Consider the following 11,880-nt stretch of genomic DNA (forward strand, 5'->3'; position numbering starts at 1 on the left):
GGCGGGGCTATGCTCCGGGCCATGCCCGAGGGACACACGATTCACCGGCTGGCCGCCGAGCATCAGCGGATGTTCGGCGGCCTCGCCGTCGCCGCCTCGAGTCCCCAGGGGCGTTTCGCCGAGGGGGCGCGGTGGCTGGACGGGCGGGTGCTGTCGGCGGCGGACGCGCACGGCAAGCATCTGCTGCTGGGGTTCGATGACGACCGGACGCTGCATGTGCATCTCGGTATCTATGGCAAGTACACGTTCGGGGAGGGTCCGGCGCCGGCTCCGGTCGGGATCGTGCGCCTGAGGCTGGAGGGCGGCGGGCGTTACGCGGATCTGCGGGGCCCTAATACCTGCGAGCTACTGGAGCCGGGTGAGGTGAAGCTGCTGCGTGACCGGCTGGGGCCCGATCCGTTGCGCGGGGACGCCGATCCGGAGGCGGCGTGGCGGCGGATCGGCCGGGCGCGGACGCCGATCGCGGTGCTGCTGATGGATCAGTCGGTGGTGGCGGGGCCGGGGAACATCTACCGGGCGGAGGTGCTGTTCCGGCAGGGGATCGATCCGCGGTTGCCGGGGCGGCGGTTGAGTGCGCGGCGGTGGGCGGCGCTGTGGGACGACCTGGTGGAGTTGATGGCGGCGGGGGTGCGTGCGGGGCGGATCGACACGGTGCGGCCGGAGCATATGCCCGAGGCGATGGGGCGTGCGCCGCGGGTGGACGGTCATGGCGGTGAGGTGTACGTGTACCGGCGGGCGGGGTTGCCGTGCCTGGTGTGCGGGACGGCGGTGGCGACGGTGGAGGTGGCGGGGCGGAATCTGTTCTGGTGTCCGGGGTGCCAGCCGCCGGCGGTGTGAGGGCGCAGTGGGGCGCGGCCCCCGGGTGCTCGTCAGTTTCCGTCGGGGGCGTAGCGGGCGGTGAGGGCGCGGGCGGTGGCGGCGATCATGTCGCGGAGGTCCGGGGGGTCGATGACCTCGACGTCGGCGCCGAGTTTGAGGAATTCGACGTGGGCGTGGCGGACGGATTCGATGGGGAGGGTGGCGTGGACCCAGCCGTCGGGGCCGGGTGGGGTGGCGGTGTCGAGGGCGGCGCGGGCCATGGTGGGTGGGAGCAGGATCTGGGAGCGGGTGAGGCCGTCGGGGGAGAGTTTGACGGTGGCGTGTTCGCGGTAGGCGTCGGCTTCGAAGCGTTCGGCGTAGGCGGCCCAGAAGGCGGCGAGGTCGAATCCGTGGGGGCGGTCGAAGTGGCCTGGGAGGGCGCGCAGGGTGAGGACGCGTGAGACGCGGTAGGTGCGGGGGGCGTGCGCCGTGGTGTCGTCGGTGTGGTCGTCGGGCGGGTCGCCGGGGGCGGGGCGGGCGATGAGGTACCAGGAGCCGGCCTTGAGGACGACGCCGAGGGGTTCCAGGAGGCGGGTGACCTGCTGGGGGCGGCGCCAGCGGCGGTAGAGCACCTCGATGCGGCGCTGGTTCCATACGGCGTCGGCGATGGCGTGCAGGTGGGGGACCTCGTCGGGGGTGCGGAACCAGCCGGGGGCGTCGAGGTGGAAGCGTTCGCGGATGCGGGAGGCGCGGGTGCGCAGGTCGGGTGGGAGGGCGGCCATGAGTTTGAGTTCGGCGGCGAGGACGTCGCCGAGGCCGAGTTGGGAGGCGGGGCCGGGCAGGGCGGACAGGGTGAGGGATTCGGCCTCGGTGGCGGTGAGGCCGGTGAGGCGGGTGCGGTAGCCGTTGAGGAGGCGGTAGCCGCCGTCGGGTCCGCGGTCGGCGTAGACGGGGACGCCGGCGGCGCTGAGGGATTCGACGTCGCGGTAGACGGTGCGGACGGAGACTTCCAGTTCGGCGGCCAGTTCCCGGGCGGTCATGCGTTCCCTGGCCTGCAGGAGCAGGAGGAGGGACAGCAGCCGGCTCGCGCGCATGGGTCCAGTGTGCCGGTGCGGGGGCGGTGGTCAGCCGTGGAGGGCGTACTGCATGGGGCGGAACTTGGTGCGGGCTTCGGCGAGTTCGGCGTCGGGGTCGGAGTCGGCGACGATGCCGCAGCCGGCGAACAGGCGGGCGCGGGTGCCGTCGATCTCGGCGCAGCGCAGGGCGATGCCCCATTCGCCGTCGCCGCGGGCGTCGACCCAGCCGACGGGTCCGGCGTAGCGGCCGCGGTCCATGCCCTCGAGTTCGCGGATGAGGTCCATGGCGGTGTCGGTGGGGGTGCCGCAGACGGCGGGGGTGGGGTGCAGGGCGGCGACGACGTCGAGGACGGAGCGGTCGGCGGCCAGGCGTCCGCGCAGGGGGGAGGCGAGGTGCAGGACGTTGGGGAGGGTGAGCAGTTCGGGTTCGTCGGGGACGGTGAGGTGGGAGCAGAGGGGGGTGAGGGCGTCGCGGACCATCTCGGCGGCGTAGCGGTGCTCTTCGCGGTCCTTGGCGGAGGTGAAGAGGCGGGCGGCGCGGGCCTGGTCGTCGGCGGGGGTGGTGCCGCGGGCGGTGGTGCCGGCGAGGACGAGGGATTCTATGTCGCCGCCGGTGCGGCTGATGAGGAGTTCGGGGGTGGCGCCGACCATGCCGGCGCAGGAGAAGGTGTAGCAGCCGGGGAAGCGGGCGGCGAGGCGCTGGAGCAGGACGCGGGCGTCGATGGGGGTGTCGGCGCGGACGGTGAGGTCGCGGGCGAGGACGACTTTGCCGAGGTGGCCGGTGTTGTGGGCGGGGCGGGGCGGTGGTGTGGTGGGGTGGCCGGGTTGTGCGGGGTCGGTGCCTGGGGCGAGGTGGCCGCGGCGGATGCGGTCGACGGCGGTGGCGACGGCGTGCTTCCAGGCGTGTTCGGGGAGGGCGCCGTCGCTCCAGTGCAGGCCGGTGGGGGGCTGGGGCGGGTTGGCGAGGGTGAGGGGGTCGGTGTCGTCGCCGATGGTGGTGAGCCAGGCGCGGCCGTCGCGGCGGCCGAGGATGCGGCGGGGGATGATGAGGGTGGAGTCGGGGGATTTGGGGTCGAAGCCGAAGGTGCCGAAGGCGACGGGTCCGGAGCCGGGGACGTTGACGGTGTCGTCGACGGCGGCGGCGCCGAACAGGTCGTGGAGCATGCGGGCGGCGGCGTCGAAGCGGTCGTGGCCGCCGGGGAGGGTGAGGCGGGCGGCTTCGCCCCAGCCGACGATTCCCTCGCCGTGGCGGATCCAGGCCAGTGCGGAGGGGTGGGGAAGCCGCGCGATGAGGTCGCCCGGGTCGGGGATCGGGACGGTGCGGACGGTGAGTCGGTCCGGTGCTGTCACGGCGAGCTTCACGTGAGCCACTGTACGCCAGATTTGAACCTGTTCAAACGGGCGGGGTGGTGGTGGGTGGTGAGGTGTGCGCCACACCGGCTCGCGCGGGGCGGCGGGAGCGGCCGGGCGGTGCGCGGTTGCGGGGACGGCCGCGGGGCTTGGTTGCGCGTATGCCCCGTTCGTCCCGTCCCCATGCGCGGGGACGGGACGCGGCGGGGTGACGCGCCGGGTGGGGTCAGCGGCGGGCGGCGCCGGTGAGCTTCCAGGCGGCGGGCAGCAGCCCGGCGGCCAGCAGGACCTTCAGCGCGTCGCCGGCCAGGAACGGCGTGACGCCCAGGTCGATCGCCTTGGCGAGGTCGACGTGCAGGGCGGCCATCAGGTAGGGGACGCCGGCGGCGTACATGATGGCGGTTCCGGCGAGCATGGTGCCGACGGTGCGCAGCGGGGTGCGGTCGCCGCCGAGTTGGGCGAGGCGTCCGACGGCGGCGGCGGCGGCGACGAACCCGATGACGTAGCCGAGCGTGGCGAATCCGGTGCCGGAGGTGCCGTCGGTGAACCAGGGGACGCCGGCCATTCCGGCCAGCAGGTAGACCAGCATGCCCAGGCCGGCGCGGCCGAAGCCGAGGGCGGCGCCGGCGAGCAGCACCGCGAAGGTCTGCCCGGTCACCGGCACGGGGGTGCCGGGCAGCGGGACCGCGATCTGCGCGGCGAGGCCGACGAAGGCGGCGGCGCCGATGACGAGCGCGGCGTCGCGGGCCAGCGAGCCGGGCAGCAGGTCGCCCAGGACGGCGGGGCGCCGCCGGGTTGCGTGGGCAGTAGCCACAGATCCTCCCAAAACGGTTGTGTCAGGCCGAAACCTAGCGAACTGCCTTTCCGGAGTGGACGGCGCGGCCTACAGAATCGGGCGTCTCCGCTTTGTCGCCGCCCCACCCGAGGGCGCCGGCGCCCTCGCCCGGCGCCCTCGCCCGGCGCCGCCTCTCAGCCGGCGGGCGCGTGCGGGTCGAGGGCGAGGTAGACCATGTCGGGTTCGCCGCGCGGCACCGGGACGGGACGGGCCTGCACGGAGCCGAACCGGTCCCGCAGCAGCGACTCGAACGCCGGTGCGGCGTTGGCGCTCCACACCGCGAGCACGCCGCGGGGCGTCAGCAGCGCCGCGAGGGCGTCCAGGCCGGTGGCCGCGTACAGGCGGGCGTTGCCGGGGGTGACGGTCCAGTCGGGGCCGTTGTCGATGTCCAGGCACACCGCGTCGAAGGGGCCCGCGCCCGGGGCGGTGACGTAGTCGAGCAGGTCGGCGCGTTCGACGGTGACGCGGGGGTCCTGCAGGGCGCCCTGGGACCAGGGCCGCAGCGCGGTGGCGTGCCAGGCGATGACGGCGGGTTCGCGCTCGACGACGGTGACGTGCGCCACGCCGTCGCCGGTGAGGGCCTCGGCGAGGGAGAACCCGACGCCAAGGCCGCCGATGAGGACCCGCGCCGGGTCGCCGGGGCGCCGCGCGGCCGCGTCGAGGGCGGCGCGGACCAGCAGCCGTTCGGATTCGCCGTTGCGGGTGTCCATCAGGAACACGCCGTTGCTGATGATCTCGTAGTCGCCGCCCGTCCGGCGCAGCACCAGTTCGCCGCCCAGGCCGGCGGCGCGCTCGACGACCGTCGTCGGCGCGTTCGCCGGTTCCCCGCGTGTGTCCGCAGCCGATCCCATGTCCGCACCCTAGCCGCCGCGGAGAGCGGCCCGGGCGATCCCGGGGCCGGGCGGGGCCGGGCGGGGCCGGCGGGGGGGTGGGCGGGGGCGGCGGCGTCGGCTACGGTGCCGGTCATGCCCGACATCGAACCGCCCGGCGGGCTGCTGCCGGGCCGCCGGATCCTGGTCGTCGGCGCGGGGACGCGCCCCAGCGAGGATCCCGCCGCTCCGGTCGGCAACGGCCGCGCGATCGCGGTCGCCGCCGCGCGGGAGGGCGCGATGGTCGCGTGCGCCGACGTCGACGAGCACGCCGCGGGGCAGACCGCCGCGATGATCGGGGCGGAGGGCGGCCGGGCCTGCGTGGTGGCGGCGGACGTGACCGACCCGGCGGCCTGCGACCGTGTCGTGACCCTGGCGGCCGAGGGCCTCGGCGGCCTGGACGGGGTGGTGTTCAACGCCGGGATCGGCATCGGGTACGGGCTGGCGGGCACGGCGCTGGCCGACTGGGACCGCGTCCTGCACGTCAACCTGCGGGCGCCGTTCCTGGTCGGCAAGGCCGCGATGCCGGCGCTGGAGGCGGGCGGGGCGATGGTGTTCATCGGGTCGCTGGCCGGGACCAAGCCGGGGTCGCGGTCGCCGTCCTACGACGCCTCCAAGGCGGGCCTGACCGGGCTGGTGCGCCACATCGCGGCCGAGGGCGCGCCCCGCGGGGTGCGCGCCAACGTGGTGGCGCCCGGCCTGATCGACACCGTGATGGGGCGCGAGGCGTCCGCGGGGAACACCGACCGTGACCGGGTCGCCGGGCTGATCCCCATGCGGCGGCAGGGCACCGCGTGGGAGGTGGCCGACGTCGCGGTGTTCCTGCTGTCGGACCGCGCGTCCTACGTCACCGGGCAGGTGCTGCACGTCGACGGGGGCCTGTCCACCCTGCGCTGACCCCGGGGGCCGGGGCGGCGTGGCCGGGAACACACCTTCCTCTCACACAGTTACGGTGTAACGATGTAATCATCGGGAGGTGCGATGGTCCCCCACGAGAACGAACGCCGCGCGGACCGGCCCGGCGGGGACGAGCCGCCGCTGGACGCCTACTCGCGCGTCGTGACCGCCGTCGCCCGCGACCTGACCCCGCGCGTGGCGGCCCTGCGCGTCCGGCACCGCCGCGGCGAGGGCGCCGGGTCGGCCGTGGTGTTCACCGGCGACGGGTTCCTGCTCACCAACGCCCACGTCGTCGGCGCCGCGTCCGGCGGTCACGCCGCGTTCGCCGGCGGCGGTACCGGCGCGTTCACCGTCGTCGGCACCGATCCCCTGTCGGACCTGGCCGTGGTCCGCGCCGAGGGGCCCGTCCCCGACCCGGTCACCCTCGGCGACGCCGACGCGCTGGTCGTCGGGCAGCTCGTCGTCGCCGTCGGCAACCCCATGGGCCTGGCCGGATCCGTCACCGCCGGCGTGGTGTCCGCCCTCGGCCGGTCCCTGCCGACCTCCCAGCCCACCCGCACCGGTACCGCCGTGCACGTCATCGAGGACGTCATCCAGACCGACGCCGCCCTCAACCCGGGCAACTCCGGCGGAGCGCTCGCCGACGCCCACGGCCGTGTCGTCGGCGTCAACACCGCCGTCGCCGGGATCGGGCTCGGCCTGGCCGTCCCGGTCAACGCCACCACGCGCCGCATCATCGACGCCCTCATCCGCGACGGCCGCGTGCGCCGCGCGTTCCTCGGTCTGGCCGCCGGGCCCGTCCCGGTGCCCGCCGACCTGCGCGAGCGCACCGGCCGCAGCGAGGCGCTGCGCGTCGCCGAGGTCGTGCCGGGCGGCCCCGCCGACCGGGCCGGGCTGCGGCGCGGCGACCTGGTCCTGACCGCCGGCGGCGCGCCGGTGACCGACGCCCAGTCCCTGCAGCGGCTCATGTTCGCCGAGGCGATCGGGCGGCCCCTGCCGATCACCGTGCTGCGCAACGGCGCCATGGTCGACGTCATCGCCGAACCCGTCGAGCTCGGCGCCGAGCGCGCCTGACCCTTCAGGCGCCGCCCGCGCCGCGGAACGTCGTGCGGTAGGAGGAGGGCGACACCCCGATCGCGGCGTGCAGGTGCCGGCGCAGCGACGCCGCCGTCCCGAACCCGGCCCGCTCGGCGACCCGATCCACCGGCAGGTCGGTCTCCTCCAGCAGCCGCCGCGCCGCCTGCACCCGCTGCGCCGTCAGCCACACCTGCGGGGACACGCCGGTCTCCTGCCGGAACCGGCGGGTGAACGTCCGCACGCTCATCGACGCCCGCGCCGCCAGCTGCGCCAGCGTCACCGGCCGCTCCAGCCGCTCCAGGGCCCACGCCCGCGCCGCGCCCGTCGAGGACGCCCGCGCCGGCGGCACCGGCAGCGCCGTGAACTGCGCCTGCCCGCCCTCCCGGTGCGGCGGCACCACCGTGCGGCGCGCCACGTCCCCCGCGACCGCCGCGCCGTGATCGCAGCGGATCATGTGCAGGCACAGGTCGATGCCCGCCGCCTCGCCCGCCGAGGTCAGCACCGCGCCCTCGTCGACGAACAGCACCGCCGCGTCCACCCGCACCCCGGGGAACATCTCCGCGAGCCGCGCGCACGACAGCCAGTGCGTCGTGGCGCGCCGCCCCTCCAGCAGCCCCGCCGCCGCCAGCACGAACGCGCCCGTGCACACCGACGCCACCCGCGCGCCCCGCCCCGCGGCCGCCGCCAGCGCCCCCGGCGCCGGCCCCTCCCCGGGACGGCTCTCGTCCAGCACGTGCGACGCCGGCACGACCACCGTGTCCGCGGCCTCCAGCGCCTCCAGCCCGTGTTCCACCGCCACCGCGAAATCGGCGTCCGCCCGCACCGTCCCGGGCTCCACCCCGCACGACACCACCTCGTACAGCGGCGCGCCCTCCGCCGACCGGGCCTGCCCGAACAGCTGGTGGACGATGCCCAGCTCCATCGGCAGCACGCCCTCGCGCACCAGCACCGCCACCAGGTGGACCCCGCCCGACATGGCCCGATCCTTACACACCATGGCCCACCGGCCACTCACCGCCGCCACCGCCCGCCCGGCAGCATCGGAGTGACCCCCGCACCTCGACCGACGACACCAGGAAAGGGAGACAGCGCCGTGAACGTCCTATGGATCTTCGCCCACCCCGAGGGCCGCTCCCTCAACGGCGCCCTGCGCGACCACGGCGCCGCGACCCTGCGCCGCGACGGCCACCGCGTCCGCCACCGCGACCTGTACGCGATGGGCTGGAACCCCCTGGTCGGCCCCGCCGACTTCGGCCACGACCCCGCCGAGCGCCTCATCGTCGGCGCCGCGTCCGAACGCGCCCACGCCGCCGGCGCCCTGGCCCCCGACATCCGCGCCGAACACGACAACATCACCTGGGCGGACGCGCTGATCGTGCAGTTCCCCCTGTGGTGGTACGGGATGCCCGCCATCCTGAAGGGCTGGTTCGACCGCGTGTTCGTCCAGGGCTTCGCGTTCGGCGTCACCGACGACGCCGGCCGCACCCTGCGCTACGGCGACGGCGGCCTGGCCGGGCGCCGCGCCCTGGTCGTCACCACCGCAGGCGCGCGCTCCTCCGGCCTGGGGCCCCGCGGCGTGCACGGCGCCGCCGAGGACGTCCTGTTCCCCCTCCTGCACGGCACGCTGTTCTACACCGGCATGGACGTCCTGCCGCCCCTGGTCATCACCGGCGCCGACCGCGCCGCCGCGGCCGACCGCACCGCGGCCGCCGCCGCCCTGGACGCCCGCCTGCACGCCCTGCCCACCGCCGACCCCATCCCGTACCGGAGCGAGCACGGCGGCGACTACGCCGACGACCTCACCCTGCGCCCCCACCTGGCCCCCGGCCGCACCGACCCCGCCATCCACCGCCGCCCGTCCCCGGCGGGGTAGGGCGGCGTCACAGAAGGGCGATCTGCTGCGGGCGGGGCGGCGGCGAAGGAGGGGGAGGGGTGCGGGCCGGACGGTGCGCCGCGCGGCCGCCGACGCCGTACTTGGCGGCCAGGTCACCGACCCGCCGCGCGATCCGCTCCTGGTACTCGCGGGGCGCGTAGGCGCCGCCCCGGTACAGGCGCGCGTACGGCACGACCAGCTCAGGGTGGTGCTCGCGCAGCCAGGACAGGAACCACTCGCGGGCCCCGGGGCGCAGGTGCAGCGTGATCGCCGACACCGACGTGGCGCCGGCGTCGGCGATCTGCCGGACCGCCGCCTCCAGCTGGGCGGGGGAGTCCGACAGGTAGGGCAGGACCGGGCCCATCAGCACCCCGCAGCCGATGCCCGCCTCGTTCAGCGCCGCGCACACCTCCAGCCGCCGCCGCGGCGGCGGCGCGCCCGGCTCCACCGCCCGCCCCAGGTCCCGGTCGAGCGACCCCACCGACACCGCCGTGCCGACCTGCGTGCGGGCCGCCGCCTCCCGCAGCAGCGGCAGGTCGCGCAGGATCAGCGAGCCCTTGGTCAGGATCGAGAACGGGTTGGCCGCCTCGGCCAGCGCCGCGATGATCCCCGGCATCAGCCGGTAGCGGCCCTCGGCGCGCTGGTAGCAGTCGACGTTGGTGCCCATCGCGATGTGCTCGCCCCGCCACCGCGGCGCCGCCAGCTCCGCCCTGACCCGCTCGGCGGCGTTCACCTTCACCACGATCCGCGAGTCGAAGTCCGCGCCCGCATCCAGGTCCAGATACTCGTGACTTTTACGGGCGAAGCAGTAATTGCACGCGTGGGTGCAGCCCCGGTAGGGGTTGATCGTCCAGCGGAACGGGACGCGGGAGGCCTCGGGGACCTTGTTGACGACCGTCCGGGCGCGGACCTCGTAGAAGGTCATGCCGCGGAACTCCGGGGTGTCGAACGTGCGCGCCACCGCGCCGCGCTCGATCAGCGGCCGCGCGGGGCCCTCGTCCCCGTCCAGCCGGAGATGATCCCAGCGCACCCCCCACCTCCTCGAACACGTGAGTGACGATACGTCCGGCCAGTATGGAACGTGTGTTCGAAGATCGCAACGCGGAGAACAGGCGAAACGGGACGGTGAGGGATCACACGGGCGAAGGCGTTTCGTGCGTGGCACCCCGGCGCGTGCGTAACAATGGGCCGCTATGGCATGGCGATCCAGGACCCGGCAAGTGGCGGCGGCGTTGGCGGCGGGAGTGTCGACGGGCGCGCTCGCCGCCTGCGGCATCACCGCCTTCGGCGGCACGACCGGGCGCGAGGACGGCGGCCCCGTCCGCGACGGCGCCAAGGCCGAGTGCCCGAGCGTCCCCGCCCCCGACGGGGCCAAGGGGCGGCAGCTGCGCGGCATGTGGATCGCCAGCGTCGGCAACACCGACTGGCCCAAGGACCCCGGCGCCTCACCCGCCGACCAGAAGAAGCAGTTCACCCGCCTCCTCGACACCGCCGCCGCGATGAACATGAACGCGGTGTTCGTCCAGATCCGCCCCAACTCCGACGCGTTCTACGACTCCCCGTACGAGCCGTGGTCGCAGTGGCTCACCGGCACCCAGGGCAAGGACCCCGGCTACGACGTCCTGGCGTTCATGCTCAAGGAGGCCCACGCCCGCAACCTGGAGTTCCACGCCTGGTTCAACCCCTACCGCGTGTCCCGCCAGGACGACCTGAAGAAGCTGTCGCCCAAGAGCCCCGCCCGGCAGCACCCCGACTGGGTCCGCAAGTACGGCAAGGGCCTGTGGTACGACCCGGGCCTGCCGCAGGTCCGTGACCTGGCCACCAAGGCAGTCATGGACGTCGTCACCAAGTACGACGTCGACGCCGTCCACTTCGACGACTACTTCTACCCCTACCCCGAGGACGGCGACTTCCCCGACGGTGCCGCCTTCAAGGCCTACGGCAACGGCATGAAACGCGCCGACTGGCGCCGCCGCAACGTCGACACCCTCGTGGAGTCGCTGTCGGGCCGCATCCACGCCGCCAAACCCTGGGTCCGGTTCGGCATCAGCCCCTTCGGCGTGTGGCGCAACAAGAGCAGCGACCCCGACGGGTCGTCCACCGCCGCCCTGCAGAGCTACGACGACATCTACGCCGACACCCGCAAATGGATCAGGCAGGGGTGGCTCGACTACGTCACCCCCCAGCTGTACTGGCCCATCGGCGACGCCCGCGCCGACTACGCCGAACTCGCCGCCTGGTGGGCCCGCCAGGTCAAGGGCACCGGCGTCCAGCTGACCATCGGGCAGGCCGCCTACCGCGTCGGCGAGGACGCCACCTGGCGCAAACCGGCCGAACTGTCGCGCCACCTCACCCTGAACGCCAAGTACCCGCAGATCGGCGGCGACGTGTTCTTCAGCGCCTCCGACATCGCCGCCAACCGGCGCGGATTCGCCGCCCGCCTCCGCGGCGACCACTACACCCGTCCCGCCGTCCCGCCCGTCCCCGCCCGGCGCGGCGGGCAGGCGCCCCCGCCCGTCCAGGGCACCGCCGCCGTCCCCGCCACCGGCAAGGACGGCAAGGGCGTGAAGGGCGTGAAGGTCACCTGGCGCACCTCGCAGGGCGCCACCTCCTACGCCGTCTACCGCGTCGAGGGCGCCAAGCCCGGCTGCGCGCCCGTCGACCCCCGCCGCCTCATCGCCGACGTCCGCGGCGGCGGCATCATCGACCCCACCGCCAAGCCCGGCCGCTCCTACACCTACTCCGTCACCGCCCTGGACCGCCTCCACCACGAGAGCCGTCCCGGACGCGGCGCAACGGCCACCGCCTCCGAGGGATAATGATCATGCTCCGTGGGGAGGAATCTCACACCTGACCACCCCCCGGAGGTATGAAGCATGGCGCTGTCGATGGAGGAGCAGCGGATCCTCAGCCAGATCGAGGTCCGCCTGAAGGAGGACGACCCGCGGCTGGCCCAGCGCCTCGCCCGCCTCGGCACCCCCCGCGCCCGCCGCGCCCGCACGATCGTCCTCGCCGCGGCCGCCGTCATCATCGTCCTGGCCGCGGTCGGCGCCGGAATCGCCGCCGCGATCCTCTAGACGCAGCCCGCCCGGCCCCCGGCCCTCC

The 11,880-nt window shown here is 75.0% G+C and carries 12 protein-coding genes; 6 read left to right on the forward strand and 6 right to left on the reverse strand.

The window, feature by feature from the left end; genetic code table 11:
• Positions 1 to 21: 21 nt before the first annotated feature.
• The gene (locus tag BJ999_RS21005; protein WP_179834874.1) at positions 22 to 837 is read left to right on the forward strand and encodes an Fpg/Nei family DNA glycosylase; all 816 of its coding nucleotides are present in this window, start codon (positions 22 to 24) and stop codon (positions 835 to 837) included.
• Between the two features lie 32 nt (positions 838 to 869).
• Here BJ999_RS21005 and BJ999_RS21010 read toward each other — a convergent pair whose 3' ends face one another.
• From BJ999_RS21010 to BJ999_RS21025, 4 genes are all read right to left on the reverse strand, one after another.
• A complete protein-coding gene (locus tag BJ999_RS21010) occupies positions 870 to 1,892 on the reverse strand; it encodes a helix-turn-helix transcriptional regulator (RefSeq protein WP_179834875.1) in 1,023 nt (340 codons plus the stop codon).
• Positions 1,893 to 1,922: 30 nt separating this feature from the next.
• Positions 1,923 to 3,236, reverse strand: coding sequence for an isochorismate synthase (locus tag BJ999_RS21015; protein ID WP_179834876.1), 1,314 nt, complete (start codon positions 3,234 to 3,236; stop codon positions 1,923 to 1,925).
• A 214-nt stretch (positions 3,237 to 3,450) separates the two neighbouring features.
• Positions 3,451 to 4,038: a biotin transporter BioY gene (locus BJ999_RS21020; protein ID WP_179834877.1), complete on the reverse strand. Its 588-nt coding sequence runs from the start codon at positions 4,036 to 4,038 to the stop codon at positions 3,451 to 3,453.
• Between the two features lie 155 nt (positions 4,039 to 4,193).
• Positions 4,194 to 4,910 (reverse strand): spermidine synthase family protein, encoded by a 717-nt coding sequence (locus tag BJ999_RS21025; protein WP_179834878.1) that lies wholly within the window; start codon positions 4,908 to 4,910, stop codon positions 4,194 to 4,196.
• A gap of 114 nt (positions 4,911 to 5,024) precedes the next feature.
• Between BJ999_RS21025 and BJ999_RS21030 the strand changes: the two genes are divergently transcribed.
• Both BJ999_RS21030 and BJ999_RS21035 read left to right on the forward strand, forming a co-directional pair.
• A complete protein-coding gene (locus tag BJ999_RS21030; RefSeq protein WP_179834879.1) occupies positions 5,025 to 5,825 on the forward strand; it encodes an SDR family NAD(P)-dependent oxidoreductase in 801 nt (266 codons plus the stop codon).
• A gap of 84 nt (positions 5,826 to 5,909) precedes the next feature.
• Positions 5,910 to 6,899 carry a S1C family serine protease gene (locus tag BJ999_RS21035; protein WP_179834880.1) on the forward strand — a complete coding sequence of 330 codons (990 nt, stop codon included), beginning with the start codon at positions 5,910 to 5,912 and terminating at the stop codon, positions 6,897 to 6,899.
• 4 nt (positions 6,900 to 6,903) lie between these two features.
• Here the strand turns inward: BJ999_RS21035 and BJ999_RS21040 are convergent, their stop codons facing one another.
• On the reverse strand, positions 6,904 to 7,878 hold the full coding sequence (locus BJ999_RS21040) for a GlxA family transcriptional regulator (RefSeq protein WP_179834881.1): 975 nt from the start codon (positions 7,876 to 7,878) through the stop codon (positions 6,904 to 6,906).
• A gap of 117 nt (positions 7,879 to 7,995) precedes the next feature.
• On the opposite strand from BJ999_RS21040, the gene BJ999_RS21045 reads away from it, so the two are divergent.
• Positions 7,996 to 8,775 (forward strand): NAD(P)H-dependent oxidoreductase, encoded by a 780-nt coding sequence (locus tag BJ999_RS21045; protein WP_179834882.1) that lies wholly within the window; start codon positions 7,996 to 7,998, stop codon positions 8,773 to 8,775.
• A 7-nt stretch (positions 8,776 to 8,782) separates the two neighbouring features.
• Here BJ999_RS21045 and BJ999_RS21050 read toward each other — a convergent pair whose 3' ends face one another.
• Positions 8,783 to 9,805 carry an Rv2578c family radical SAM protein gene (locus tag BJ999_RS21050; RefSeq protein ID WP_229810571.1) on the reverse strand — a complete coding sequence of 341 codons (1,023 nt, stop codon included), beginning with the start codon at positions 9,803 to 9,805 and terminating at the stop codon, positions 8,783 to 8,785.
• Positions 9,806 to 9,995: 190 nt separating this feature from the next.
• On the opposite strand from BJ999_RS21050, the gene BJ999_RS21055 reads away from it, so the two are divergent.
• Together BJ999_RS21055 and BJ999_RS21060 are read left to right on the forward strand one after the other, a co-directional pair.
• On the forward strand, positions 9,996 to 11,594 hold the full coding sequence (locus tag BJ999_RS21055) for a glycoside hydrolase family 10-like protein (protein ID WP_229810570.1): 1,599 nt from the start codon (positions 9,996 to 9,998) through the stop codon (positions 11,592 to 11,594).
• 57 nt (positions 11,595 to 11,651) lie between these two features.
• Entirely contained in the window at positions 11,652 to 11,852 is a 201-nt protein-coding gene (locus tag BJ999_RS21060) for a DUF3040 domain-containing protein (RefSeq protein ID WP_179834885.1), read from the forward strand.
• Positions 11,853 to 11,880 lie beyond the last annotated feature (28 nt).

This window comes from Actinomadura citrea, assembly GCF_013409045.1.
GTDB classification, from domain to species: Bacteria; Actinomycetota; Actinomycetes; order Streptosporangiales; family Streptosporangiaceae; genus Spirillospora; species Spirillospora citrea.

Bases quoted from the DNA above. Each gene is read 5' to 3' on its own strand.
- BJ999_RS21005 (WP_179834874.1), top strand. From the start codon at position 22: ATGCCCGAGGGACACACGATTCACCGGCTGGCCGCCGAGCATCAGCGG.
- BJ999_RS21035 (WP_179834880.1), top strand. From the start codon at position 5,910: ATGGTCCCCCACGAGAACGAACGCCGCGCGGACCGGCCCGGCGGGGAC.
- BJ999_RS21025 (WP_179834878.1), bottom strand. From the start codon at position 4,910: ATGGGATCGGCTGCGGACACACGCGGGGAACCGGCGAACGCGCCGACG.
- BJ999_RS21060 (WP_179834885.1), top strand. From the start codon at position 11,652: ATGGCGCTGTCGATGGAGGAGCAGCGGATCCTCAGCCAGATCGAGGTC.
- BJ999_RS21030 (WP_179834879.1), top strand. From the start codon at position 5,025: ATGCCCGACATCGAACCGCCCGGCGGGCTGCTGCCGGGCCGCCGGATC.
- BJ999_RS21040 (WP_179834881.1), bottom strand. From the start codon at position 7,878: ATGTCGGGCGGGGTCCACCTGGTGGCGGTGCTGGTGCGCGAGGGCGTG.
- BJ999_RS21010 (WP_179834875.1), bottom strand. From the start codon at position 1,892: ATGCGCGCGAGCCGGCTGCTGTCCCTCCTCCTGCTCCTGCAGGCCAGG.